A 26,989-nucleotide genomic window follows, 5' to 3' on the forward strand; every position below is an offset into this window, starting at 1 on the left:
CGATGAAAACCGATCGGTTAATCTCCCTTTGTCAGCGCCATCAGGCGCTGCTGTTGAACAGCGATGAGCAAACCATCGCTATCGCGGTTGTCGATGCTCCGACGCCTGAACTGATGGAGGCGCTGCGTTTCGCTACTCAGAAGCGAATCGATATCGAATGCTGGAGCCAGGCGCAGATGGATAAGCGTCAGCAGACGGCAACCCACCCCTCGCCCCCTGCCCACAGCGATACCGCGGCCGATGTAATCGGCCAGGTCCAGCAGATCCTCGAGCAAGCGCTACGCCAGCGGGCTTCCGACATTCATTTTGAGCCCGAAGAAAATCACCTGCGCATTCGCCTGCGTGTCGATGGCGTGCTCCATGCACTTTCGCCCCTTCCCCCCGAACGCGCAGCCCCGGTCGCCGCGCGGCTTAAAGTGCTCGGCAACCTGGACATCGCCGAGCATCGCCTGCCGCAGGATGGCCAGTTTACCCTGCCCCTTGCCGGTCGCCCGGTCTCTTTCCGTATAGCCACACTGCCCTGTCGCCACGGGGAGAAAATCGTGCTGCGTTTACTGCATCAGGTCGAGCAGGCACTCGAGCTGGGGGCGCTGGGACTTTCGTCAGACCAGCTTAATGCGTTTCGCTCGGCCCTCGAACAGCCGCAGGGACTGCTGCTGGTTACCGGCCCAACCGGTAGCGGTAAAACCGTTACCCTTTATAGCGCGCTGCAAACCAGAAACCACGATGCGGTCAATATTTGTAGCGTGGAAGATCCGCTGGAGATGCCGATAGCCGGAATGAACCAGACACAAATTAACCCCCGCGCCGGACTGACTTTTCAAAACGTTCTGCGCGCGCTGTTACGCCAGGATCCTGACATTGTGATGGTCGGGGAAATTCGCGATGCGGAGACCGCAGAGATTGCGATTAAAGCGGCGCAAACCGGGCATCTGGTCCTTTCGACGCTGCACACCAACTCCACCAGTGAAACCCTCACTCGCCTACAGCAAATGGGCGTTGCCGGCTGGATGCTCTCTTCTGCACTGTCGCTGGTTATCGCTCAACGCCTGGTGCGTAAACTGTGCGTACACTGCCGCCGTGAAACCGGGAAGACGATGGATATACCGCGCCGCCTGTGGCCCCGACCTCTCCCGCGCTGGCAGGCCGTAGGCTGTCAGCACTGCTATCACGGCTACTATGGTCGCCAGGCATTATTTGAGCTATTGCCGGTGAATGCCCCGCTACGTCAAGCGATCGCCCGTGGCCCGAGCGCGCTGGAAATCGAATCTCTGGCACGGGAAGCGGGAATGATGACGCTGTTTGAAAGCGGCTGTCTGGCGGTCGAGCAAGGGCTGACCAACCTTGAAGAAATCGTCCGCGTACTGGGGATCCCTCATGACCGCTAACCGTCTCTGGCGCTGGCAAGGCGTGGATATGCAGGGCCAATTTTGTCAGGGAACACAGTGGAACCCTGGCCGACTGGAAGTATTCCAGGCGCTTCAGCATGAACGCATTATTCCACTGGCCATTCGCCGCTGTGCGGTCAAAAACACGCTCTGGCATCCGCGCTATGGCAGTCAGGTTGTTCGCCAACTGGCGGTGCTCCTTCAGGCCGGACTTTCTTTAGCTGAAGGACTCGAGCTGCTGGCGCAACAGCAACCGAGCGCGCAGTGGCAGGCGCTGCTGCGCACACTGGCTCAGGATCTGGCGCAAGGCATCTCGCTTTCTGCCGCGCTGGAAAAGTGGCCTCAGGCCTTTGCACCGCTTAGCCTGGCGATGATCCGTACCGGCGAGCTCACCGGTAAACTGGATTTTTGTTGTCTTCAGCTGGCGCGTCAACAGCAGGAACAGCAGCAGCTGGCAGAAAAAGTGAAGAAAGCGGTGCGCTACCCGGCCGTTATTCTGGGTCTGGCCCTGATGGTGGTGGTGGCGATGCTGTGCTTCGTTCTGCCGGAGTTTGCGGCGATCTACCAAACCTTCAACACACCGCTACCGCTGCTGACGCGCCTGGTTATTCACGCCAGCGAGAGCCTTAGCTATGGCTGGCCACTGCTGATTGTGCCGATTGTGCTGCCCGCCGTCCTTAATCTGATAGCCAGTCGCCGCCCGCACTGGCTGCTGCAGCGACAAAAAATGCTCCACGCGCTCCCGGTTGTGGGAAAACTCAAACGCGGGCAGCGGCTTAGCCAGATCTTTACCGTACTCGCACTGACCCAAAGTGCAGGTATTAGCTTTCTACAAGGTCTGGAAAGCGTCGAGGATACGCTGAACTGCCCGCTATGGCGCCAGCGGATCCAGCAGGTGCATCTGCACATTAGCCACGGAGCTCCCATCTGGCAGGCTCTTGAGCGAAGCGGCGGTTTTACCACGCTATGCCTGCAGCTGATCCGTACCGGTGAAGCATCCGGATCGCTGGATACAATGCTGGAAAACCTCGCCCGTCATCATAGTGAGCAGACGCATTATCAGGCAGAAAATCTGGCAACGTTACTGGAGCCGGCCCTGCTGTTGATAACCGGAACGATTGTCGGTGTGCTGGTGGTGGCGATGTATTTACCCATCTTTCATCTGGGTGACGCCATTAGCGGAATGGGCGGATAAGTGCTGGCGCAAAACGCGCCAGCATCAGGCATTACAGGCTGTTGAACACGCGGTTCTCTTGTTCCTGCACGCGAATGAAGGTCGTACGCTTGGTCAGCTCTTTCAGGCGAGAGGCGCCCACATAGGTACAGGCAGAACGCAGGCCACCGAGGATATCGCGAGCCGTGTTCTCTACCGGTCCACGCAGAGGCAGCTTAACGGTTTTGCCTTCCGCGGCGCGATACTGCGCAACGCCGCCAACGTGGCGCGTCATGGCGGATTCGGAGCTCATGCCGTAGAACAGCATGAATTTCTCGCCGTTTTCTTCAACGACGGTACCGCCGCTCTCTTCATGGCCGGCCAGCATTCCCCCCAGCATGACAAAATCTGCACCGCCGCCGAAGGCTTTCGCCACGTCACCTGGCATCGTGCAACCGCCATCGCTGACGATCTGGCCGCCCAGGCCATGCGCCGCATCGGCACACTCGATAACGGCAGACAGCTGCGGATAACCGACGCCGGTCTTCACGCGAGTGGTACATACGGAGCCCGGGCCGATGCCCACTTTCACAATATCAGCACCGGACAGAATCAGCTCTTCGCACATTTCGCCCGTCACAACGTTACCCGCAATAATGGTTTTTTGCGGCCAGGCTGCACGCGCTTTGGCGACGAACTGAACAAAATGTTCAGAATAACCATTCGCCACATCGATGCAGACGAAGCTAAGCTGCGGGTTCTGAGAAAGGATCTGCTGGGTTTTTTCGAAATCGACATCCGAGGTGCCGGTGGACACCATGACGTACTTCAGCACATCTGCGGACACCGACTGGACAAACTCCTGCCATTGTTCAACGGTATAGTGCTTGTGAACCGCGGTCAGAATACCGAAAGAGGCCAGCGCTTTCGCCATGCCAAACGTCCCGACGGTATCCATGTTAGCGGCAATGATCGGCACGCCAGACCAGGACAGACCAGAATGTTTAAAAGTGAATTCACGTTCCAGCTGAACATCAGAACGGCTTTTGAGGGTAGAGCGTTTTGGGCGGATAAGAACGTCTTTAAAACCAAGCTTCAGATCTTCTTCGATACGCATGTACGAATTCCTGGGGTTAATTGCATTATTGTGAGAGCACAACTCCAGTGACGTTATCATACGCACGAATCATGGCTGCGCAAGACTGCGATTTTCACTTTTTTTACGCTACAATCGTATAAATTTACCTGGTGAACAGTGAATGGCGCGAACGCAATAATCGACGCCCGGCGTATCATTTTTAACCACTTGATTTATATATACAAAACAATCCAGTATATACTGTGATGGCCTTTTATTGGCCTGCAGCCACCTTGATGGGGATAGCGTTCACCGGGGCGTGGTGCGCAGCAAAACGAGCGCCTCTGAAGAGTAATGTGTATATGGTCAGTTCAGGATCGGAGCGTATGAGGTATACGGTAGCGTTAACAGGCGGCATTGGCAGTGGCAAAAGTACCGTGGCCGATGCATTTTCCCGGCTTGGGATTGACGTTATTGACGCTGACATTATCGCCCGTCAGGTAGTAGAACCCGGAACCACCGCGCTTCAGGCCATCGCCGCTCATTTTGGTTCACCGATGCTCAATGATGACGGCACGCTGAACCGCCGCGCTCTGCGTGAAAAAATCTTTGCTCACCCTGAAGATAAAACCTGGCTTAACGGGCTATTGCATCCGCTCATCCAGCAGGAAACTCGCCGGCAGATGCAGGCCGCGAGCTCTCCTTATATTCTTTGGGTCGTCCCCTTACTGGTAGAAAACCGGCTGGCTACGCAGGCCGATCGCGTGCTGGTCGTTGATGTTCCAAAAGAGACGCAGATCGCGCGTACGATGCTTCGCGATCGGGTCAGTCGTGAACATGCAGAACATATTCTTGCCGCCCAGGCTACGCGCGAACAGCGCCTTGCCGTTGCGGATGATGTCATTGAAAACATGGGCTCTCCGGATGCCGTCGCATCGGATGTTGCCCGCCTGCACGAAAAGTATCTAATGCTGGCATCGCAGGCCGCCTCACAGGAAAAACCGTAATGCACACCCCCGTTCTGTTTGAACATCCACTCAACGAGAAAATGCGCACCTGGCTGCGTATTGAATTTTTGACTCAGCAATTGTCCGTTCATCCGACAATCGCCAGCTACGCCGATGCACTCCATTTTTTCCGCAACGCGGGCGATCTTTTAGATGTACTGGAACGTGGAGAGGTCAGGACGGACCTGCTAAAAGAGCTGGAGCGCCAGCAGCGGAAATTACAGTCATGGGTAGACATTCCCGGCGTCGATGGCGAACGCATTGACGCCTTGCGTCAGCAGTTGAAGCAGTGCGGCGCCACGCTGATGTCCGCGCCGCGCATCGGCCAGTTCCTGCGTGAAGATCGTTTGATTGCGCTGGTACGCCAGCGTCTGAGCATTCCCGGCGGCTGCTGCAGCTTTGATTTGCCCACGCTGCATATCTGGCTGCACATGCCGCAGGCATACCGTGACGAACAGATCGGCGTCTGGATAGCCAGCCTTGATCCGCTGACTCAATCTCTGGTGCTGATCCTCGATCTGATTCGTAATGCCGCCCCTTTCCGTAAGCAGACCAGCCTCAACGGCTTTTATCAGGATAATGGAGAAGATGCCGACCTGCTACGTCTGCGGCTGGATATTGCCAGCCAGCTCTATCCTCAAATCTCCGGGCATAAGAGCCGTTTCGCTATCCGCTTCCTGCCGCTGGATAGCGAGTTCGGGGTCGTACCTGAGCGTTTTGATTTTGAACTGGCCTGTTGTTAAGGAGAAATAATGTCAGAAGAGACGATCGTCAATTGCCCCACCTGCGGTAAACCCGTGGTCTGGAACGCACAGAGCCTGTACCGCCCCTTTTGCTCTAAACGCTGCCAGCTGATTGATCTAGGCGAATGGGCTGCGGAAGAAAAACGTATTCCCAGCGCGAGCGATCTGTCCGATAGCGATGGCTGGAGCGAGGAACAGCAACCGTGACCGGTTCCCGGGCAAGGCAACATCGCGCCTTGTCCGGGAAACGCGGGTTCAGGAAGCCGCCTGCACTAATTTGGTAATAATGGGTTCATTCGCCGGCGGAAACGCCTCAGAGTCTAATGCCCGTTGCGCAATCCACTGCCCGGGCTGCCCCTCTTTCCCCCACGGCTCGCCGGACCACTCTTCCACCAGCCAGAACCACAGGGTAATGTGGCGGTCCGGGAACTGATACTCCAGCTTATCAAACAGGCGGGATGAGCTTACCGTAATCCCCACTTCTTCCTGCAGTTCACGCACCAGCGCCTGTTCCGCAGATTCTCCGGCTTCAATTTTACCGCCGGGAAACTCGAGTTTGTTGGCCATATGGGCATCGGCGGCGCGCTGGGTGATAAAGATCTCCCCCTGCGGATTGCGGATAATACCCACGGAAATTTGCAGTTGTTTCATCGTGATCATTCCATAAAAAAGGCGCAGATATCTGCGCCTTTATTTTTCATGCTCTGAGCTTAGCTCAGACGGCCATGGCACTGCTTATATTTTTTACCGGAACCACATGGGCACGGATCGTTGCGCCCCACTTTACGCTCGCCGGTCTCCTCAGCCAGCGCAGCCGCGGCGGCAGTATCGTCGTCCTGATGGCTAAGCTGTTGCATCTGCGCCAGACGTTCGGCTTCCTCGCGGCGCTGCTGCTCCATTGCTTCAACTTCTTCCGGCATGCGGACCTGAACCTTGCTCAGGGTGCTGATCACTTCATACTTCAGCGATTCCAGCATCGCGGCAAACATAGAGAAGGACTCACGCTTGTACTCCTGCTTAGGATCTTTCTGCGCATAGCCGCGCAGGTGAATACCCTGACGCAGGTAATCCATCGCCGCGAGGTGCTCTTTCCACAGCGAGTCCAGAGTCTGCAGCATGACGCCTTTCTCGAAATGACGCATCATTTCGGCGCCCACAACTTCTTCTTTACGCTGATAGGTCTCAATCGCGCTCTGCAGAATACGCTCGCGCAGCGTCTCTTCATGCAGCTCCGGCTCTTTATCCAGCCACTCTTTCAGCGGCAGCTCGAGGTCGAAGTCATTTTTCAGACGTTCCTGCAGACCTTCAACATCCCACATTTCTTCCAGAGACTGCGGCGGGATATGGGCATCGATGGTCGCTTTGAACACATCTTCGCGGATGCTGTTAATGGTTTCGCTAACATCAGAAACGTCCAGCAATTCGTTACGCTGACTGTAGATTGCCCGGCGCTGATCGTTAGCAACATCATCATATTCCAGCAGCTGCTTACGAATATCAAAGTTGCGGCTTTCGACTTTACGCTGTGCGTTAGCGATAGCCTTGGTGACCCACGGGTGCTCAATCGCTTCGCCTGGTTTCATCCCCAGCTTGCGCATCATGCCGGAGACACGGTCGGAGGCAAAGATACGCATCAGAGCATCTTCCATCGACAGGTAGAAGCGGGAAGAACCGGCATCCCCCTGACGACCAGAACGGCCGCGCAGCTGGTTATCGATACGACGGGATTCATGACGCTCGGTACCGATAATATGCAGGCCGCCTGCTGCCAGAACGGCATCGTGACGAACCTGCCAGTCGGCTTTAATCTGCGCGATTTGCTCCGGTGTCGGATCTTCCAGCGCAGCGACTTCGGCTTGCCAGCTCCCGCCGAGCATAATATCCGTACCACGACCCGCCATGTTGGTTGCGATGGTTACCGCTGACGGGTAACCCGCCTGGGCAACGATATCCGCTTCGCTGGCGTGGAACTTCGCGTTCAGAACATTGTGCTTGATACCGGCTTTGGTCAGTTCATGGGAAACCACTTCTGATTTTTCAATCGAAATGGTACCAACCAGAACCGGCTGGCCAGCGGCGGTGCGCTCTTTGATATCTTCGATGATCGCCTGAATTTTTTCCGCTTCGGTCATATAGACCAGATCCGCCATATCTTTACGGATCATCGGGCGGTTAGTCGGCACCACTACGGTATCCAGCTTGTAGATAGAGCTGAATTCAAAGGCTTCAGTATCTGCCGTACCGGTCATCCCCGCCAGTTTCTCATACAGACGGAAATAGTTCTGGAAGGTGATGGAGGCCAGCGTCTGGTTTTCATTCTGGATATCCACGCCTTCTTTCGCTTCAACGGCCTGGTGGAGACCATCAGACCAGCGACGTCCTTGCATCGTACGACCGGTATGCTCATCGACGATAATCACTTCGCCATCTTTGACGATATAGTCAACGTCGCGGGTGAACAGCACGTGCGCGCGCAGCGCTGCCGTCACGTGATGCATCAGCATAATATTGGACGGTGAATACAGCGATTCGCCTTCGTCCATGATCCCTTCCTGCACCAGCAGCTCTTCGATCAGCACCAGACCGCGTTCGGTCAGGTTAACCTGGCGCGCCTTTTCATCAACGGAGAAGTGGCCTTCACCGGTGAAGGTGTCGGAATCCTCTTTATCCTGACGAACCAGGTGCGGGATGATCTTATTCACGCGCTTGTACATTTCCGAGCTGTCTTCCGCCGGACCGGAAATGATCAGCGGAGTACGCGCTTCATCGATCAGAATGGAGTCCACCTCATCCACCAGCGCATAGTGCAGTTTACGCTGAACGCGCTCTTCCGGGCTGAACGCCATATTGTCGCGCAGGTAGTCAAAGCCGTATTCGTTGTTGGTACCGTAGGTAATATCCGCACCGTACGCTTCACGTTTGGCTGGCGCCGGTAAACCGGACATGTTGATCCCGACGGTCATACCGAGGAACTCAAACAGCGGGCGGTTGTTTTCAGCATCACGCTGTGCCAGATAGTCGTTGACGGTAACCACGTGAACGCCTTTACCGGACAATGCATTCAGGTACGCAGGCAGCGTTGCGGTCAACGTTTTACCTTCACCGGTACGCATTTCCGCGATGCAACGTTGGTTAAGCACCATACCGCCCAGCAGCTGGACGTCGAAGTGGCGCATACCGAATACACGTTTACTGGCTTCACGAACCACGGCAAAGGCTTCCGGGATCAGGCTCTCCAGGCTTTCGCCCTTTTCCAGGCGAGCACGGAACTCGGCGGTTTTGCCTTTCAGCTCGTCATCGGAGAGCTTTTCCATCTCCGGTTCCATGGCATTGATGAGGCCAACGGTTTTGCGCATACGGCGCAGGGTACGATCGTTACGACTACCGAAAACTTTAGTTAATAATTTGATTAGCATAATAAAATCTCAAACGCCCCGCGATGCGGAGTCACAAAAAAGAATCATCCGTTTTTAGTTCAGCTGAGACGTTGAGGTCCTGCGCGAATCCCTGCCACCTGGCTAATCCAGGCCGAGACAGAAAATGCAGAATGGGACGGGGTATAAGCCGCCTGGCGAACGATTACCGGCGGTTTACTCTCCTGCGTCAGCAGTGCGCTGAGCGTGTCAAGTAAAGCCAGATGCTGCGCCTGGAAGGGCGAAGACTCTTCGGCAACCGGCAGCGCTTGCGGCGCCATCGCAAATGAGAGATGACGAATAACCGTGCGGATAGCATGCTGATGCCAGTAATCGACGGTAAAATTCGGTCGACGGCTGGCGTCAAGCAGCGCCAGCTGGGAGAAATTAACTTTATTCGGGCTGTGGTTGCTGGCCGTGGTTTTCGTCGGCGAAGCCGTTTCGTGGCTGTTGCTAAGCGCAGGCAGGCCAAAGCTAGCCGCGACCATCCCCAACAGGAGATGCGGCCAGAAATACCGTCTGCCAAACTGTCGCCAGCGCGTCAGCAATCCACTCACGTACGTTACCTTTAGTTGAAGCAACCCCAGGAAATATTTTTTGCGCCCAAATACTACCATTAATACTGCACGACAGCAGCAGGAATGACGGTTGCGACAAGGCAAAAACGTTCAATAAATCAGCGAACGAACAATGAACAGCGCCGCAGAATCAGGGCAGAACCAGCAGAGGAAGGCAAAAAAAGAAAAAAGACTGGCTCCCTGGCCGGAGAGAGTACCAGGTTACCAGTCTGTTTTACTGAATGGTCAGGCTTATGCCATAACCATTGACGGTGCGCGGAATGCCAGCGGCAGTTCTGCTTCGTCTTCGAAAGTCACATACTCCCAGGCTTCCTGTTTTGCCAGAACAGCCTGCAGCAGTTTGTTATTCAACGCGTGACCTGATTTGAACGCCGTGAATGCACCGATGATATTGTGACCACACATAAACAGGTCACCGATCGCATCCAGCATTTTGTGGCGGACAAACTCATCTTCAAAGCGAAGACCGTCTTCGTTCAATACGCGATAATCGTCAACAACGATGGCACAATCGAAGCTGCCGCCCAGGCACAGGCCGCGGGACTGCAGATATTCGATATCACGCATAAAACCAAAAGTACGAGCGCGACTAATCTGGCGCATAAATGCATCAGCAGAGAAGTTCATCGCATAGCGCTGGCTGCTTGCATCAATCGCCGGGTGGTTAAAATCGATGGTAAAATCCAACGAAAAACCATTGTACGGTTTGAATTCAGCCCATTTGTCGCCATCTTCGACCCGAACGGTCTCTTTGATGCGTACAAATTTCTTGGCACAGTTCAGCTCATCGATGCCGGCATCCAGCAGCAGATAAACGAACGGCGCAGCGCTACCATCCATAATTGGAATTTCCGGCGCATCGACTTCAACAACGATGTTGTCAATGCCGAGACCTGCCAGTGCGGCATTCAGGTGCTCGACAGTCGAAATCCGCACGTCATGCTCGTTCACCAGGCAAGTACAGAGCATGGTATCACGCACAGATTTGGCATCAGCCGGAAAATCAACCGGTGGATTCAAGTCGGTGCGACGATAGATGACCCCGGTATTTGCCGGCGCAGGGCGTAACGTCAGGGTGACTTTTTTGCCGGTATGCAAACCGACGCCAGTCGCCTGAACGATACGTTTAAGAGTCCTTTGTTTGATCATCGTATAATCTCGCCAAGTTACCTATCCAACCGAAGTGTACAATACATTCGGATGGGCAGTTTAGCACAAAGAGCGCTGATGCCCAACTTCCAGCCAATTCTTAATCAGCTTGCTTACGCAGGAACGCTGGGATATCCAGATAATCCGGCTCTTTCGCAGTTTGCGGTGTATTGTCGTTCACCACCTTCGCAACCGGTTTCTGCTCTTGAGTTAACGGAGCCATACCGTGCTGCTGGTAGCGATCCATGACCGGCTGCTGAACCTGCTTGTTGGTCACCAGGGTAATTTCCGGACGCTTGTCCATACCGATACCGGTGGCCACAACGGTCACACGCAGTTCGTCGTTCATATCCGGGTCAAGGGAAGTACCGATAACCACGGTCGCATTATCCGAAGCGAAAGCACGGATAGTGTTACCCACGGTTTCGAACTCATCCAGACGCAGGTCGAAGCCGGCCGTAATGTTGACCAGAACGCCGCGCGCGCCGGACAGATCGATATCTTCCAGCAGCGGAGAAGAGATAGCCATTTCAGCCGCTTCTTCCGCACGGTCTTCACCGCTCGCCACGCCGGAGCCCATCATCGCATAGCCCATTTCGGACATTACGGTACGCACATCCGCAAAGTCGACGTTCATCAGACCCGGACGGGTAATCAGTTCGGCGATACCCTGTACTGCGCCTTTCAGCACGTCGTTTGCTGCGCCGAAAGCGTCCAGCAGAGAGATACCGCGGCCGAGAACTTTCAGCAGCTTGTCGTTCGGAATGGTGATCAGCGAGTCCACATGCTTGGACAGCTCGGTGATCCCCTGCTCGGCGAACGCCATGCGCTTTTTGCCTTCAAAATTAAACGGTTTAGTGACCACCGCAACGGTCAGGATGCCCAGATCCTTCGCCACTTCAGCGACGACTGGCGCTGCACCGGTACCGGTGCCGCCACCCATACCTGCCGCGATAAACACCATGTCTGCACCATCAAGAGCAGCACGCAGCGCTTCACGGTCTTCATCAGCCGCATTGCGACCGACTTCCGGGTTTGCACCGGCACCCAGACCTTTGGTAATACCGCTACCGATCTGAATGGTCTGGCCAACAGCCGTTTTACGCAGCGCCTGCGCGTCGGTGTTCACCGCAAAGAATTCAACACCTTCGATACGCTCGCGCACCATGTGCTCGACGGCATTGCCACCGCCGCCACCGACGCCGATGACTTTAATCACCGCGTCGTTGGTCAGTTCCATAGGTTCAAACATAGTTTCTCTCCGTTTTGTGCCTGTCGCCTGAGAACGCTAATTTTCTGCGTTCTCTTAAAAAATTAAAACTCTTTTCGCAGCCAGCTATTAAGTCGCTTAATCCACGAGCCAACTGATGCAGTTACGCGTTTTTCCACTTCTGCTTCACCACTGAGATGCGATTCCTTCCCGTAGTGCAGCAACCCAACCGCCGTCGAATAATACGGCTCCTGGGCATAATCCGTTAAACCGGTAATATTCAGCGGCGCGCCAATACGAACCTGCGTATGGAACACGCGCTGAGCACAGGCGGCAAGGCCTTCAATTTGCGCGGCGCCGCCCGTTAAAACAATCCCTGCCGCCAGATGGTGCTTCACCCCTTGCTGGCGCAGCTGCTCTTGCAGTTGCAGAATCTCTTCATTCACCAGGTTGAGCAGCTCGGTATAACGCGGCTCAATCACCTCTGCCAGCGTCTGGCGCTGCAGACTACGCGGCGGACGCCCGCCCACGCTCGGTACTTCGACGTTTTCGTCTTTACCGACAATGGAACCCAGCGCACAACCGTGGCGAACTTTAATCGCTTCGGCATCGCTCGGCGGCGTTCCGAAAGCGTAGGCGATGTCGCTGGTGACCACGTTGCCCGCGTACGGGATCACTTTGGTATGGCGCAGCGCGCCGCCGGTATACACGGCGATATCCATTGTACCACCGCCGATGTCCACGACGCAGACACCCAGCTCACGTTCATCTTCCGTCAACACGGAATAACTGGCCGCTAAACCGGCGAAAATGAGTTGGTCCACTTTCAGACCGCAACGTTCCACCGCTTTAACAATATTTTTCGCCATATCGTTATGGCAGGTAATCAGATGGACTTTTGCCTGCATACGTACGCCGGACAGACCGACCGGGTTTTTAATCCCTTCCTGGTAGTCGATAGCGTATTCCTGCGGGATAACGTGCAGAACACGATGCTCATCGCGTACGCGGACCGATTTCGCGGTATGCACCACGTTCTCAACGTCGTCCAACGTGACTTCTTCTTCTGAAATCGGCACCATGCCAATTTCATTTTGACAGCTAATATGTTTACCTGAAAGCGCCAGATACACTGACGAAATCTGGCAATCCGCCATCAGCTCGGCCTGATCAATGGCGCGCTGAACGCATTTCACCACGGATTCCAGGTCGTTAACCCCGCCTTTATCCATACCACGCGATGGGCAGCTGCCCACGCCAATGATATTGACCACGCCGTCGGGCAGAACTTCCCCTACTAAAGCGGCAACCTTCGCGGTGCCAATCTCCAGTCCAACTACCAGTTTTCTGTCCGTCGCCTTGATCATTGTTGTTCTGCCTGTGCCTGATTCTGTTGTTGATTAGTTTCCTCTGCGGGAGCAGGTACCCAACCTACCGCCGCGCCCGAGTCATAACGCAAATCAACGTAGCTTATCCGTTTGCCGTCGGTCTGCGCTTGCTGCTGTAGAACCGGGTAGAGTTCCATAAAGCGCTGAAGCCGTTTCATGGTATCGCCTCGGCCAAGGTTGAGCTTAATATCGTTATTCAGCGTCAACTGCCAGGAACGACGAGCGGTCATCGCCGCCACTTTCAACGTGAACTTATCCTTTGCCAGCACCTGCCCCATGTCGCGATACCCCTGCAACACTTCGTTCTCACTGCCTTCCGGGCCATACAACATCGGTAAATTCTGCTTATTGGTCCGATCCGCCGGGACGCTGAAGGAATTCCCTTCTACGTCGACCATATGTTGATCATTCCAACGCGCAATCGGCACATATTCAACCAGATGAATCTTCAATTCGTCCGGCCACTGCTTTCTGACGCTCGCCTGCTTAATCCACGGCAGGCGCTCAATCTGACTCTGGATGATGTTGACATCCTGCGTCATGAAGGTCCCCGGGGAACCCAGCGCCAGAATTGCCTGGCGGATATCATCGTTACGCGTGTAGTGACGCTCACCGGTAACAACCATCCTGGACAGAGGCAAACGCTGTGCATCCTCCATCCAGCCCAGAACCATCCACCCGCTGACCAACACGGTACATAGCACCGTCAGCAGGAAGACAATCCCGGCCAGACGAGTTCCATTACTCCGACGCGAAGAAGAGGCTTCCTCTTCTTCGTGGTTCCGCGTATTCAGCGCAGCCTGCGACATATCACCCCGCCAGGTCCAGAATTCGAACAACAAGCTGCGAGAAGCTCATCCCGGCCTGACGCGCCGCCATCGGCACCAGGCTGTGGCTGGTCATGCCAGGGGAAGTATTTGCTTCCAGCAAATAAAACTGGCCATCGCTGTCCAGCATCACATCAATACGCCCCCAACCTTTACAACCGAGAACATTCCAGGCTTTAACTACCAGGGCCTGAATTTCTGACTCGCGGGCAGGATCTTCACAACCTGGACAGAAATATTGCGTCTCATCAGAGAGATACTTCGCCTCATAATCATAGAAGGTTCCAGCCACCTGGATACGAATTGACGGTAAAATTTCTTCACCGACGATAGCGACGGTGAATTCAGGCCCACTAAGCCATTTCTCAATCAGAACATCTTCATCATGCTGAAAAGCCAGCGCCAATGCATTATGTAATGCACAACTTTCGCTGACTTTCGACATGCCGACGCTCGAGCCTTCGCAAGCCGGTTTAACAATCAGCGGCAGACCCAGTGCGGCAATCTGCTGTTCAACTTCAGCAGACAGGCCAGCATTGAACTGCGCACGCGTCAGCGCGACCCATGGAGCGACCGGTAATCCCGCGCCCTGCCACAACAATTTGCTGCGAACTTTGTCCATAGAAATCGCCGACGCCATCACGCCGCTGCCGGTGTAAGGCAGCTGAATCAGCTCCAGCAGCCCCTGCAACGTCCCATCTTCGCCACCGCGACCATGCAACGCAATAAACGCTTTCTTAAAGCCCAGCGCTTTCAACCGGGTAACATCCACGTCGCGCGGATCGACAGGGTGCGCATCCACGCCAGCTTCACGCAGGCCCGCCAGTACCGCAGTCCCTGAATTGAGCGACACTTCGCGCTCAGCAGAGGTACCGCCGAAAAGAACCGCGATTTTATCAGCCATGGCGCTCCTCCTCCGCTTTTTGCGGCACGAGTTTGATTTCAGCCAGGTGGCGTGCGATTTTTCCTATGTTTCCCGCGCCCTGCACCAGGATCAGGTCATTCCCGGTCAGCACCGATGCCAGCATCTGTGCCGCCTGGGCCGGATCGGAAAGCAGAATCGGATCCACCTTGCCGCGACCGCGAATCGTACGGCACAGCGAACGGCTGTCGGCGCCAGGAATCGGCGCTTCACCGGCGGAATAAACGTCCAGCATCAGCAGGGCATCAACCTGAGTCAGCACGTTAGCGAAATCGTCATACAGATCGCGCGTACGCGTAAAACGGTGCGGCTGGAATAACATCACCAGATTTTTATCCGGCCAGCCGGCGCGCGCCGCTTTGATCGTGGCATCCACTTCAGTCGGGTGATGACCATAGTCATCGATCAGCATCGCGCTGCCGCTTTTGCCATTGACCTCAGCCAACGGATATTCACCGAGAAAATCAAAGCGACGGCCGGTTCCCTGGAAACTTTCCAGCGCCCGCAGGATCGCGCTGTCATCAATTCCCTCTTCCGTCGCGACCGCAACCGCCGCCGCCGCGTTCAGCGCGTTATGGCGACCGGGCGCATTCAGCGTCACCTGAAGCACTTCTTTATCCTGACGAACCAGGCGGAAGTGGCCCTGGGCGCCGACCTGACGATAATCTTCTACGCGCACGTCGGCATCTTCGCTAAAACCGTAGGTGGTGATCTGACGGCCAACGCGCGGCAGCAGTTCACGAATCACCGGATCATCGACACACATCACCGCGCGACCATAGAACGGCAGGTTGTGCAGAAAGTTAATAAAGGTCTGCTTCAGATTTTCAAAGTCGCCATGATAGGTATCCATGTGATCGGCTTCGATATTGGTCACAATCGCGACCATCGGCTGCAGATGCAGGAACGACGCATCGCTCTCATCCGCTTCCGCAATCAGATAGCGGCTATGGCCGAGGCGGGCGTGAACGCCTGCTGCTTTAACCAGTCCACCGTTGACAAAAGTGGGGTCAAGACCTGCTTCCGCGTAAATACTGGAAACCATTGCCGTGGTCGTGGTTTTACCGTGAGTGCCGGCAATCGCAATGCCATGACGAAAACGCATCAGCTCTGCCAGCATTTCCGCGCGGCGAATGACCGGAATACGCGCTTCATGCGCGGCAACAATCTCCGGGTTTTCCGCAGAGATTGCGCTGGAAACGACAACCACGCTCGCATCGCGAACGTTTTCCGGGCGATGGTTGAAATAGATCGTGGCGCCAAGTTGCGACAGCTGTTGCGTAACCGGATTCGGCGCCAGGTCGGAACCGCTAATCTGGTAGCCTTCGTTAGCCAGAACTTCGGCAATACCGCCCATACCGGCACCACCGATGCCAACAAAGTGAATATGCCGGACGCGACGCATCTCGGGCACTATGGAACGCAGTTTCGCCAGATCTTGTGTATTCATTCTTTACGCCATCAACTTCTTTATACGGGCGGTGAGATTCACCGCGATTAGCGCGCCAGTGCTGCAGCGCTCACTTCTTCTGCTACCCGTTCGGTAGCATCCGGAATCGAGGCTCTGCGCGCTCGTTCCGCCATATCCAGCAGCGTTTCCCGATCCCAGCCAGCCAGCGTCTGCACGACGGCATCAACGGTGAACTGAGGTTGTTCGAGAATTTTCGCTGCGCCCGCTTTCTCCAGCGGCAGTGCATTCCAGTACTGCTGACGATCCTTGTGCTGAAACGGCACAAATAGCGCCGGTAAACCTGCTGCGGCAATTTCACTCACCGTCAGCGCACCGGAACGACACACAACAACATCGGCCCAGGCATACGCCGCCGCCATGTCATCAATAAATTCAGTCACTTTATGCTGCGGCTGCCCGGCATCCGCATAGGCCTGCTGGACCGTCTGCTGGCCGCCTTTCCCGCTTTGATGCCAGATAGTGACCGCCGGGCCCAGTTTCCCCGCCACCTGCGGCATCGTCTGGTTCAGCACGCGAGCGCCCTGCGAGCCCCCCACCACTAGCACGCGAATCGCTCCCTGGCGCCCGACCAGACGCTGTTCCGGTAACGGCAGCGCCAGCACATCAGTACGCACCGGGTTGCCCACCACGTCAGCATGCGGAAACGCACCTGGGAACGCCTGCAGCACCTTCTTCGCGATCTTTGCCAGCCATTTGTTTGTCAGGCCAGCAATGCCGTTTTGCTCATGCAGCACCACCGGGATACCCAGCGACCAGGCCGCCAGGCCGCCAGGGCCGGAAACGTAACCGCCCATCCCCAGCACGACGTCCGGCTGGAAACGCTTCATGATCTCCCGCGCCTGACGCCAGGCGTTGAAGATACGTACCGGCGCTAACAGCAGCGCTTTCAGCCCTTTACCGCGCAGGCCGGATATACGGATAAAATCAATCTCAATGCCGTGTTTCGGCACTAAATCCGCTTCCATACGATCGGCGGTGCCGAGCCAGCGAACCTGCCAGCCCTGGTCCATTAAATGGTGCGCGACCGCCAGCCCAGGGAACACATGCCCACCGGTACCGCCCGCCATCACCATTAACCGCTTTTCCTGACCGCTCATCGAACACCCCGTGTAAACGCCTGGGCTTTTTCCAGACGCGTTTCATAATCAATTCGCAACAGCAACATGATGGCCGTCGACATAATCAGCAAACTGGAACCGCCGTAACTGATAAGCGGCAGCGTCAGGCCTTTAGTGGGCAGCATGCCTGCCGCCGCCCCGACGTTAACCAGCGCCTGGAAGCTAAACCAGATTCCAATAGCGCAGGCCAGGAAGCCGGAAAAGCGATGATCAATCTCCAGCGCCTTACGCCCAATCGACATGGCGCGAAAGGCGACGAAGAATACCATTAATAGGGCCAGTACCACACCGATATAACCGAGTTCTTCGCCGATAATGGCGAAGATGAAATCGGTATGCGCTTCCGGTAAATACTCCAGTTTCTGTACCGAGTTGCCTAAGCCCTGCCCCCACATTTCACCGCGGCCGAAAGCCATCAGCGACTGAGTCAGCTGGTAACCACTGCCAAACGGGTCTTCCCACGGGTTCCAGAAAGAGGTTACGCGGCGAATACGATACGGTTCGGCAAGGATCAGCAGCACCACCGCCGAAATCCCCATGCCGATAATGGCGATGAACTGCCACAGCTTGGCGCCGCCGAGAAACAGCATCGCCAGGGTGGTGACGAACAACACCACTACCGTACCGAGGTCCGGCTGCGCCAGCAGCAGAATCGCCAGCACGAAAATGACGCCCATCGGCTTTAAGAAGCCGCGCAGGTTATTCCGCACCTCATCGCCTTTACGCACCAGGTAGTTGGCGATGTAGCAGAACAGCGACAGCTTGGTAAACTCCGCAGGCTGAATACGCAGCGGACCCAATGCAATCCAGCGCGATGCCCCGTTTACCGAGCTACCGACGACCAGGACGATCAGCAACATAACGATCGAAGCAATCAACATCGCCGTACTGTGCCGCTGCCAGAACTCCATCGGCAGACGCAGCGTCACGAGAGCCAGGCCCAGCGCCAGAAGAATGTATAACCCGTCGCGCTTGGCGAACAAGAAAGGATCGTTAGCCAGGCGCTGCCCTACCGGCATAGAAGCCGAGGTCACCATAATGAAACCCACGGCGGCCAGGCCAAGCGTCAACCACAACAGCATCCGGTCATACATCACCAGGCTATCGTTATCTTTCTGCCGCGAGCCCATCACCCAGCCTTTCAGCGCCGCAAACAGCCAGGCGAAGATAAACATCCCCGGCAGGCGCGGCAGTCTCCACTGAGGCATTTTCAGGCGCGGGAGGGATAAACGCATCAACCTAACTCCTTCGCCAGGCGGGCAAAGACATCGCCCCGTTGTTCGAAACTCTTAAACTGATCGAGGCTGGCACAAGCTGGCGATAACAGCACCATATCGCCCGACTTCAGCAGCGGGGCAATCTGGCGCATCGCCTCTTCCATCGTCCCGGTTTGCGTCGCCACTTCCGGACGCAGTGCCGCCAGCTGCTCGCCATCGCGACCAAAGCAGTACAGGCGAATATTGTCGCCCGCCAGATAACGCTTCAGCGGCGTGAAATCAGCGGATTTCCCATCGCCACCCAGCAGCAGATACAGAGTACCGTCCAGATGCAGCCCGTTCAGCGCCGCTTCGGTACTACCGACGTTGGTGGCTTTGGAATCGTTGATCCAACGCACGCCGTTATGATCCAGCACCAGCTGAAAACGATGTGCCAGGCCGGTAAAGGTGGTCAGCGCCTTGAGACTGCTGGCCCGCGGCAGACCGGCGGCATCAGCCAGCGCCAATGCCGCCAGCGCGTTGCTGTAGTTGTGCTGCCCGGTAATGTGCATCTCTTTGACGTTCAGGATCTTCTCACCTTTCACCCGCAGCCAGGTTTCTCCCTGCTGGCGGTTAAGGTGATAGTCGCCGACATCAACGCCGAAGCTGATGCAGCGCTCATCGGCGCCGCGTACCGGCATCGTCAGCCCATCATCGGCATTCACGATGCAGGTTTTCGCATTTTCATACACCCGCAGTTTGGCCGCACGATACTGCTGCAGGCCCAGCGGATAGCGGTCCATATGATCCTCGGTCACATTGAGGATCGTCGCGGCCACCGCCCGCAGACTGGAGGTAGTTTCCAGCTGGAAGCTGGAGAGCTCCAGAACGTACAGTTCGCGGTCCGCATCGAGTAACATCAGGGCCGGCAGGCCGATATTGCCGCCGACGCCAACATTCATGCCGGCCGCTTTTGCCATCTCGCCTACCAGCGTCGTCACGGTGCTTTTCCCGTTAGAACCGGTAATAGCGATAACCGGCGCCTGCGCTTCGCGGCAGAACAGCTCAATGTCACCGACGATTTCCACGCCGGCATCCGCTGCCGCGCTCAGCGCAGGGTGTGCCAGCGCGATACCAGGGCTTGCCACAATCAGATCCGCTGCCAGCAGCCAGTCTTCATTCAGGCCCCCCACGTAGCGTTCCACTTCTTCCGGCAGCTTCTCCAGCCCGGAAGGCGCGACGCGGGTATCCATCACGCGCGGCGTCACGCCGCGCGCCATGAAAAAGTCCACGCAAGACAGCCCGGTCATTCCCAGGCCAATAATGACGACTTTTTTACCCTGATAATCTGCCATGATTAACGTACCTTCAGCGTCGCCAGGCCAATCAGCACCAGCATCAGCGAAATAATCCAGAAGCGCACGATAACGCGCGGCTCCGGCCAGCCCTTCAGTTCATAGTGGTGGTGAATCGGCGCCATACGGAAGATGCGCTGACCGCGCAGCTTGAAGGAACCGACCTGCAAAATAACCGACAGAGTCTCCACCACGAATACGCCACCCATAATCACCAGCAGGAACTCCTGACGCAGCAGCACAGCAATGATGCCCAGCGCGCCGCCGAGAGCCAGGGAACCGACATCGCCCATAAAGACCTGCGCCGGATAGGTGTTGAACCACAGAAAACCGAGACCCGCGCCCACGATCGCCGTACAGACGATGACCAGTTCCCCGGCGTGGCGCAGATAAGGGATATGCAGATAGTTGGCAAAGTTCATGTTGCCCGTTGCCCATGCCACCAGCGCGAAGCCCGCCGCCACAAATACGGTCGGCATAATCGCCAGGCCATCAAGACCATCGGTCAGGTTGACCGCATTGCCGGTACCGACAATCACGAAGTAGGCCAGCAGAATGTACAAGAGCCCCAGCTGAGGCATGATGTCTTTAAAGAACGGTACAACCAGCTGAGTCGCTGGCGTATCTTTACCGGCCATATACAGCGCAAACGCAACGCCCAGCGCAATCACCGACATCCAGAAGTACTTCCAGCGGGCGATCAACCCTTTGGTGTCTTTACGCACGACCTTACGGTAGTCATCGACGAAACCGATGATGCCGTAGCCTATCAGCACGGTCAGCACACACCATACGTACGGGTTGGACGGATAGGCCCACAGCAGGACAGAGACCACAATGGCGGTCAGGATCATAATCCCGCCCATGGTTGGGGTGCCTTTCTTGCTGAAATGCGATTCCGGGCCGTCGCTACGTACGACCTGACCGAAGGAGAGTTTTTGCAGACGGGCGATCATGCGCGGGCCCATCCACAAAGAGATGAACAGCGCGGTCAGCAGGCTGACGATGGCGCGAAACGTCAGATAGGAAAAGACGTTAAAGCCGGAATAATATTTGACCAGATGTTCGGCCAGCCATACTAACATGTTCCATTCTCCTGTAATGCGCGTGCTACCTCTTCCATGGCGGCACTACGTGAACCCTTCACTAAAATGGTGATGATCTTGTGTTCCGCCGTCAGCTCGCGTAGTCGGGCCACCAGCGATGCTTTATCGCTGAGATGCTCGCCCACGCCGCTGGCGCGGCTAATTTCTGCGCTCAGCACGCCGGTGCTGAGTACCCGATCAAGCCCTGCCGCTTTTGCCGCTTCGCCAACCTGACGATGGCATGCCTCGCTTTCCGTACCCAGCTCGGCCATATCACCCACGACCAGCACCCGGTAGCCCGGCATCTCGGACAGCACCTGCACTGCGGCAGTCATTGAACCGACGTTGGCATTGTAGGAATCATCAAGCAGCAGCTGGTTTTCGGCGAGCGTAATGGGAAACAGCCGTCCCGGCACCGCTTTCAGCTGCGCCAGACCGGCTTTCACCGCATTTAAGTCGGCGCCCACCGCCATCGCCAGCGAGGCAGCAGCCAGCGCGTTGGCGATATTGTGGCGACCCGGCAGCGGCAGCAGAACATCCACGCTTCCCATCGGGGTTTGCAGCGTAAATTCTGTCCCGTGGCTGGTAATATGAATCTGGCTAGCCGCAAAATCGCTGTTGGCCGCATTCGGCGAGAAACGCCATACCTTGCGTGCGCCAATCACGCTTTGCCAGTTCAGCCAGTCGTTATTGTCAGCATTCAGGATGGCAATGCCGTTTTCCGGCAGACCGGTAAATATTTCGCCCTTCGCTTTCGCCACGCCCGCCAGGGAGCCGAAGCCTTCAAGGTGAGCGGCGGCCAGATTGTTGACCAGGGCAGCTTCCGGGCGCGTCAGACTGACGGTCCAGGCAATTTCGCCCTGATGGTTAGCGCCTAATTCGATTACCGCATAGCGATGCTCTGGAGTCAGGCGCAGCAGCGTCATCGGGACGCCAATGTCATTATTCAGGTTGCCGGCGGTATAGAGCGTATTGCCGCACTGACCGAGAATCGCCGCCGTCATCTCTTTCACCGACGTTTTCCCGGAAGAGCCGGTCAGCGCCACAACGCGGGCCGGCACCTGCTGACGAACCCACGCCGCCAGCTCGCCAAAGGCCAGGCGGGTATCTTTCACCACCACCTGAGGTAAATCACACTCCAGCTGACGGCTGACCAACAGCGCGCCAGCGCCGGCTTGTTTCGCCTGCTCCGCGAAATCGTGAGCATCAAAACGCTCGCCCTTTAAGGCAACGAACAGGCAGCCTGCCGTAATCTTACGGGTATCCGACGTGACCTCATCGACGGCCAGATCGCAACCATGCAGTTCACCGCGCGTCACGTCGGCGAGCTGGCTTAACATCAAGCGAATCATGCTACCGCTCCCAGCAGACGGGCTACGGTGACGCGATCGGAGTAGTCAAGACGACGGTTGCCAACAATCTGGTAATCCTCATGACCTTTGCCAGCGACCAGTACGACATCCCCCTCGGCAGCCTGCATCACGGCGTTTGTCACCGCTTCAGCCCGGCCTTCTTTCACCTTCGCGTGTCCGGCGTCAACCATACCAGCGAGGATATCGTTGATGATGGCGCGAGGCTCTTCGGTGCGCGGGTTGTCATCGGTCACCACAACAATATCGGCAAACTCTTCGGCGATGGCGCCCATCAGCGGACGTTTGCCCTTATCGCGATCGCCGCCGCAGCCGAAGACGCACCACAGCTTGCCGTTACAATGCAGACGCGCCGCCTGGAGCGCTTTTTCCAGCGCATCCGGGGTATGGGCATAATCCACCACCACGGTCGGTTTACCCGGCGCGCTGAACACTTCCATACGGCCACAGACCGGCTGCAGACGAGCCGCGGTTTTCAGCAGCTCAGCCAGCGGATAGCCCAGGGCCAGCAGCGTGGCCAGCGCCAGCAGTAGGTTGCTGACGTTAAAGGCGCCCATCAGGCGGCTTTCAACTTCGCCCTTGCCCCAGCTGGAATCAAACTGGATGGTGGCCCCGCTATCGTGATAGTTCACCGCCGTAGCCTTCAGCCAGCGGCCGTGACAGTCCGGGTTAATACGATCTTCCATCGATACGGCAACCGCGTCCGGTAGCTTCGCCAGCCAGCGGCGGCCCACTTCATCATCGGCGTTGACGATAGCCTGTCCGCAATGATGGGTGGAATAAAGCAGCCATTTTGCCGCTTCGTAATGTTCCATATCACCGTGATAATCCAGGTGATCGCGGCTCAGGTTTGTAAAGACCGATGCGGCAAACTGCAGCGCCGCCACGCGCTGCTGAACCAGACCGTGGGAAGAGACTTCCATGGCCGCGAAGGTAGCGCCCTGCCCTGCCAGGCCTGAAAGCACGTGCTGAACATCGACTGCTGAACCGGTGGTATTTTCCGTCGGAATTACCTTGTCCAGCAGACCGTTGCCAACTGTTCCCATCACCGCACTGGTTTCGCCAAGCAAGCTGGCCCACTGCGCCAGCAGCTGCGTGGTGGTGGTTTTACCGTTGGTACCGGTGACGCCAATCAGGCGCAGTTGCTCTGAAGGCTGATGGTAAAAACGCCCGGCCAGCGCGGATAAGCGCTCGTTGAGCTGGCTGAGATAAATGACCGGCACGCCGTGCATTTCACGGATTTCGCCGTCAGCAGCCTCATCTTTGGCCTCTGCAATAATGGCAGCAACACCTTGCGCTATCGCCTGCGGGATATAACGACGCCCGTCCGCCTGATGACCTAATACCGCGACAAAGAGATCGCCGGAAGCAGCCACCCGGCTGTCCAGCGTCATCTCTCGCAGAATTCGCTCCGGCGCATTTGGCACCCACGGAGCGAGAAGGTCGCGCAAATTACGATCTGCCACCTGTTCCCTCGCCTTGATTAATCACAAATTCACTTTTTTCGCCCGTTGCCAACGCATCCGGCTCGATGTTCATGGTGCGCAGTACGCCGCCCATGATGGCACCGAAGACCGGTGCGGAAACGGCGCCGCCGTAGTATTTACCCGCCTGCGGGTCGTTGATCACCACCACCAGCGCAAAACGCGGGTGGCTGGCGGGCGCAACGCCTGCGGTGTAAGCAATATATTTGTTGATGTAGCGGCCATCTGGCCCCACTTTCTTCGCCGTACCGGTTTTGATCGCAATGCGGTAGCCTTTAATTGCCGCCTTCACGCCGCCGCCACCGGGCAGCGCCACGCTTTCCATCATATGCACGACGGTACGAACGAGAGGTTCCGGGAACACGCGCTCACCGGGAACCGGTGGATCAACTTTGGTAATCGACAGCGGGCGATAGATGCCATAACTGCCGATCGTTGCATAGACTCGCGCTAACTGTAACGGCGTTACCATTAGCCCGTAGCCGAAAGAAAAGGTGGCCCTCTCTATGTCAGACCACCGTTGTTTTTGAGGATATAAGCCACTGCGTTCTCCGACCAACCCCAAATTGGTCGCTTTTCCGAGTCCAAAACGTGAGTAAGTATCTACTAACGCTGAGGACGGCATCGCTAACGCCAGCTTGGAGACACCGACGTTACTCGACTTCTGTAATACCCCGGTCAGGGTCAATTCGCTATAGCGCGCCACGTCTTTGATCTCGTGGCCGTTAATCCGGTAAGGAATGGTATTCAGCACGGTATTTTCGTTCACAATGCCGCGCTGTAGCGCCGTCATCACCACCATTGGCTTGACCGTCGAACCCGGTTCAAACACGTCGGTGATGGCGCGGTTACGCATGATGTCCTTCGCCGTACCGGAGAAATTATTCGGGTTATAAGAGGGGCTGTTCGCCATCGCCAGCACTTCGCCAGTGCTGACATCGACCAGAACCGCACTCCCCGATTCGGCTTTGTTAAACGCCACGGCATTATTCAGTTCGCGATAAACTAACGCCTGCAGACGCTCATCGATACTCAACGCCAGATTGTGCGCGGCCTGGCTGTCGGTAGAGGAGATATCTTCAATAACGCGGCCGTAGCGGTCTTTACGCACGATGCGTTCCCCGGGTTGACCGGTCAGCCATTTATCAAAGCTCTTCTCGACGCCTTCAATCCCCTGGCTATCCACGTTGGTGAAGCCAATGAGGTGAGCGGTAACTTCACCTGACGGGTAGTAACGGCGCGACTCTTCGCGCATGTGAATCCCTGGCAGCTTCAGCTTCTTGATGTAATCCGCCATATCAGGATTAACCTGACGCGCCAGATAGATAAAACGCATTCTTGGATTGGTGTTGATGCGCGATGCCAGCTGATCCAGCGGCATGTTTAACGCATCGGCCAACGCCTTCCAGCGGTTATCGAGAGTGACACCGCCGGCATCGTGCAGCTCTTTCGGATCCGCCCAGATAGCCTTCACCGGCACACTCACCGCCAGCGGGCGGCCGGAGCGGTCGGTAATCATTCCGCGGGCGGTGGAGACTTCCTGCACGCGTAAAGAACGCATATCACCCTGACGAACCAGCATGTCCGGGCTGATCACCTGTAGCCAGGCCACGCGACCCAGCAGGAAACCCAGCGCGATTAAAATACACCCGCACAGCAACGCAAAACGCCAGCTAATAAAGCTGGCCTGTTCTTCCTGACGTTTTGGTTTTAGCGTTTTCGGCGCTGCTTTCATGCGTCGCAATAATCCTTATTTTTGTACAACGATATTTTCTTGTGATGGATCAACGTGTTGCATCTGCAACTTCTCGGTCGCGATCCGCTCAACCCGACTATGATCGCCGAGCGCGTTCTCTTCGAGGATCAGGTTTCGCCATTCAATATCCAGCGCGTCACGTTCCAGAACCAGTTGTTCACGCTGCGCGGTTAGCAGACGGGTATGGTGAGCCGTCGTCACCACGGTAATCGCCGTAATGATGATGCAAATGAACAGGCAGAGTGGCAGCTTCCCAAACCGCAGAAGATCGTCCCCGATAACGCCAGGCAAGGCATGGCGCTCGTTGCTTCCTAACGATCCTTTAACTTTGCTTAAGGCTTCTGTCACTCTGCCGATCATGCGTTCGTCCTCTCTGCAATGCGCAGAACTGAACTACGGGCCCGTGGATTCTCTGCCACCTCTTCTTCGCCCGGCATCAACTTGCCTAGTGCTCGCAACTCACGGCCACCCAGTTTTTTGAGCTGCTCTTCGGTCATTGGTAACCCGGCCGGAACCTGCGGACCGCGGCTTTGCTCACGCATGAAGCGCTTCACAATACGGTCTTCCAGCGAGTGGAAACTGATGATCGAAAGCCGCCCGCCCGGGGCCAGCACGCTGAGCGAGCTTTTTAGCGCCTGCTCTATCTCCTCCAGTTCACTGTTCACCCAGATGCGCACCGCCTGGAAGGTACGGGTCGCGGGATGTTTGAATTTGTCCTTCACCGGCGTCGCCGCCGTCACCACTTCCGCCAGCTCTTTCGTACGGGTCATGGGCTCGATACGGTTACGCTCAACGATGGCGCGCGCGATGCGCTTACCGAAGCGCTCTTCGCCAAAGGTTTTAATCACCCAGGCGATATCCGCTTCGTCCGCCGTCTGCAACCACTCGGCGGCAGACTGGCCGCGAGTGGGGTCCATACGCATATCCAGCGGACCATCGCGCATAAACGAGAAGCCACGCTCGGCATCATCAAGCTGAGGTGAAGAGACACCAAGATCGAGAAGAATACCGTCGATCTTGCCAGTTAGTCCGCGCTCACTCACATAATCAGCCAGCGCAGAGAAAGGTCCATGTACGATGGAAAAGCGAGGGTCATCGATGGTCTTCGCCACGGCGATAGCCTGCGGATCGCGATCGATAGCCAGCAAGCGTCCTTCCGCTCCCAGTTGGGAAAGGATCAGGCGCGAGTGTCCACCGCGACCAAAGGTCCCATCAATGTAGATACCATCCGGACGAATATTCAGGCCGTTAACCGCTTCATCCAGAAGTACCGTAGTGTGTTTAAAATTTTCCATCAT

24 protein-coding genes are annotated in these 26,989 nt (G+C 56.4%); 5 read left to right on the forward strand and 19 right to left on the reverse strand.

Annotated features, from left to right (window positions below; genetic code table 11):
* Positions 1-2: 2 nt before the first annotated feature.
* Entirely contained in the window at positions 3-1,388 is a 1,386-nt protein-coding gene (gene gspE, locus ROR01S_RS13565; RefSeq protein ID WP_004857904.1) for a type II secretion system protein GspE, read from the forward strand.
* Positions 1,378-2,583: a protein transport protein HofC gene (gene hofC, locus ROR01S_RS13570; RefSeq protein ID WP_032716567.1), complete on the forward strand. Its 1,206-nt coding sequence runs from the start codon at positions 1,378-1,380 to the stop codon at positions 2,581-2,583. The genes gspE and hofC overlap by 11 nt, the downstream gene beginning before the upstream one ends.
* A 31-nt stretch (positions 2,584-2,614) precedes the next feature.
* Here the strand turns inward: hofC and ROR01S_RS13575 are convergent, their stop codons facing one another.
* The gene (locus ROR01S_RS13575) at positions 2,615-3,658 is read right to left on the reverse strand and encodes a GMP reductase (RefSeq protein WP_015585159.1); all 1,044 of its coding nucleotides are present in this window, start codon (positions 3,656-3,658) and stop codon (positions 2,615-2,617) included.
* A 347-nt stretch (positions 3,659-4,005) separates the two neighbouring features.
* Between ROR01S_RS13575 and coaE the strand changes: the two genes are divergently transcribed.
* Genes coaE through yacG form a run of 3 tightly spaced genes read left to right on the forward strand, consistent with a single transcriptional unit; the run spans position 4,006 to position 5,576 of the window.
* Positions 4,006-4,626 (forward strand): dephospho-CoA kinase, encoded by a 621-nt coding sequence (gene coaE, locus ROR01S_RS13580; protein WP_064359581.1) that lies wholly within the window; start codon positions 4,006-4,008, stop codon positions 4,624-4,626.
* Positions 4,626-5,369 carry a cell division protein ZapD gene (gene zapD / locus ROR01S_RS13585; protein ID WP_004857894.1) on the forward strand — a complete coding sequence of 248 codons (744 nt, stop codon included), beginning with the start codon at positions 4,626-4,628 and terminating at the stop codon, positions 5,367-5,369. The genes coaE and zapD overlap by 1 nt, the downstream gene beginning before the upstream one ends.
* Before the next feature lie 9 nt (positions 5,370-5,378).
* Positions 5,379-5,576: a DNA gyrase inhibitor YacG gene (yacG, locus tag ROR01S_RS13590; RefSeq protein WP_004857893.1), complete on the forward strand. Its 198-nt coding sequence runs from the start codon at positions 5,379-5,381 to the stop codon at positions 5,574-5,576.
* Positions 5,577-5,624: 48 nt separating this feature from the next.
* Here the strand turns inward: yacG and mutT are convergent, their stop codons facing one another.
* The 18 genes from mutT to rsmH all read right to left on the reverse strand — a co-directional run bounded on the left by mutT (position 5,625) and on the right by rsmH (position 26,989).
* Positions 5,625-6,020, reverse strand: a complete 396-nt coding sequence (mutT, locus tag ROR01S_RS13595) for an 8-oxo-dGTP diphosphatase MutT (RefSeq protein ID WP_004857891.1) — start codon at positions 6,018-6,020, stop codon at positions 5,625-5,627.
* A 59-nt stretch (positions 6,021-6,079) separates the two neighbouring features.
* Positions 6,080-8,785 (reverse strand): preprotein translocase subunit SecA, encoded by a 2,706-nt coding sequence (gene secA, locus ROR01S_RS13600; protein ID WP_004857889.1) that lies wholly within the window; start codon positions 8,783-8,785, stop codon positions 6,080-6,082.
* A gap of 59 nt (positions 8,786-8,844) precedes the next feature.
* Positions 8,845-9,339, reverse strand: a complete 495-nt coding sequence (gene secM, locus ROR01S_RS13605; protein WP_015585160.1) for a secA translation cis-regulator SecM — start codon at positions 9,337-9,339, stop codon at positions 8,845-8,847.
* 252 nt (positions 9,340-9,591) lie between these two features.
* Positions 9,592-10,509, reverse strand: coding sequence for a UDP-3-O-acyl-N-acetylglucosamine deacetylase (gene lpxC, locus ROR01S_RS13610; RefSeq protein ID WP_004857886.1), 918 nt, complete (start codon positions 10,507-10,509; stop codon positions 9,592-9,594).
* A 100-nt stretch (positions 10,510-10,609) separates the two neighbouring features.
* Positions 10,610-11,761, reverse strand: a complete 1,152-nt coding sequence (ftsZ, locus tag ROR01S_RS13615) for a cell division protein FtsZ (protein ID WP_004857884.1) — start codon at positions 11,759-11,761, stop codon at positions 10,610-10,612.
* A 62-nt stretch (positions 11,762-11,823) separates the two neighbouring features.
* The gene (ftsA, locus tag ROR01S_RS13620; protein ID WP_004857881.1) at positions 11,824-13,086 is read right to left on the reverse strand and encodes a cell division protein FtsA; all 1,263 of its coding nucleotides are present in this window, start codon (positions 13,084-13,086) and stop codon (positions 11,824-11,826) included.
* On the reverse strand, positions 13,083-13,916 hold the full coding sequence (ftsQ, locus tag ROR01S_RS13625; protein ID WP_004857878.1) for a cell division protein FtsQ: 834 nt from the start codon (positions 13,914-13,916) through the stop codon (positions 13,083-13,085). The genes ftsA and ftsQ overlap by 4 nt, the downstream gene beginning before the upstream one ends.
* Before the next feature lies 1 nt (position 13,917).
* Entirely contained in the window at positions 13,918-14,838 is a 921-nt protein-coding gene (locus ROR01S_RS13630) for a D-alanine--D-alanine ligase (protein WP_004857876.1), read from the reverse strand.
* Complete coding sequence (gene murC / locus ROR01S_RS13635) at positions 14,831-16,306, reverse strand: UDP-N-acetylmuramate--L-alanine ligase (RefSeq protein WP_004857874.1); 1,476 nt, start codon at positions 16,304-16,306, stop codon at positions 14,831-14,833. Before murC ends, ROR01S_RS13630 begins: the two co-directional genes overlap by 8 nt.
* A 47-nt stretch (positions 16,307-16,353) precedes the next feature.
* Positions 16,354-17,424 (reverse strand): undecaprenyldiphospho-muramoylpentapeptide beta-N-acetylglucosaminyltransferase, encoded by a 1,071-nt coding sequence (murG, locus tag ROR01S_RS13640; RefSeq protein WP_015585162.1) that lies wholly within the window; start codon positions 17,422-17,424, stop codon positions 16,354-16,356.
* The gene (ftsW, locus tag ROR01S_RS13645; RefSeq protein WP_004857870.1) at positions 17,421-18,680 is read right to left on the reverse strand and encodes a cell division protein FtsW; all 1,260 of its coding nucleotides are present in this window, start codon (positions 18,678-18,680) and stop codon (positions 17,421-17,423) included. The genes murG and ftsW overlap by 4 nt, the downstream gene beginning before the upstream one ends.
* Complete coding sequence (gene murD / locus ROR01S_RS13650) at positions 18,680-19,996, reverse strand: UDP-N-acetylmuramoyl-L-alanine--D-glutamate ligase (protein ID WP_004857868.1); 1,317 nt, start codon at positions 19,994-19,996, stop codon at positions 18,680-18,682. The genes ftsW and murD overlap by 1 nt, the downstream gene beginning before the upstream one ends.
* 2 nt (positions 19,997-19,998) lie before the next feature.
* Positions 19,999-21,081, reverse strand: a complete 1,083-nt coding sequence (mraY, locus tag ROR01S_RS13655) for a phospho-N-acetylmuramoyl-pentapeptide-transferase (protein ID WP_004857865.1) — start codon at positions 21,079-21,081, stop codon at positions 19,999-20,001.
* A complete protein-coding gene (murF, locus tag ROR01S_RS13660; protein WP_064359582.1) occupies positions 21,075-22,433 on the reverse strand; it encodes a UDP-N-acetylmuramoyl-tripeptide--D-alanyl-D-alanine ligase in 1,359 nt (452 codons plus the stop codon). The genes mraY and murF overlap by 7 nt, the downstream gene beginning before the upstream one ends.
* Positions 22,430-23,917 (reverse strand): UDP-N-acetylmuramoyl-L-alanyl-D-glutamate--2,6-diaminopimelate ligase, encoded by a 1,488-nt coding sequence (murE, locus tag ROR01S_RS13665; RefSeq protein WP_073972304.1) that lies wholly within the window; start codon positions 23,915-23,917, stop codon positions 22,430-22,432. The genes murF and murE overlap by 4 nt, the downstream gene beginning before the upstream one ends.
* On the reverse strand, positions 23,904-25,670 hold the full coding sequence (locus ROR01S_RS13670; RefSeq protein ID WP_004857856.1) for a peptidoglycan glycosyltransferase FtsI: 1,767 nt from the start codon (positions 25,668-25,670) through the stop codon (positions 23,904-23,906). Before ROR01S_RS13670 ends, murE begins: the two co-directional genes overlap by 14 nt.
* A gap of 15 nt (positions 25,671-25,685) precedes the next feature.
* Positions 25,686-26,051, reverse strand: a complete 366-nt coding sequence (ftsL, locus tag ROR01S_RS13675) for a cell division protein FtsL (protein ID WP_004857854.1) — start codon at positions 26,049-26,051, stop codon at positions 25,686-25,688.
* Positions 26,048-26,989 (reverse strand): 16S rRNA (cytosine(1402)-N(4))-methyltransferase RsmH, encoded by a 942-nt coding sequence (gene rsmH, locus ROR01S_RS13680; RefSeq protein WP_004857852.1) that lies wholly within the window; start codon positions 26,987-26,989, stop codon positions 26,048-26,050. The genes ftsL and rsmH overlap by 4 nt, the downstream gene beginning before the upstream one ends.

The organism is Klebsiella ornithinolytica NBRC 105727 = ATCC 31898 (genome assembly GCF_001598295.1).
GTDB lineage: Bacteria > Pseudomonadota > Gammaproteobacteria > Enterobacterales > Enterobacteriaceae > Klebsiella > Klebsiella ornithinolytica.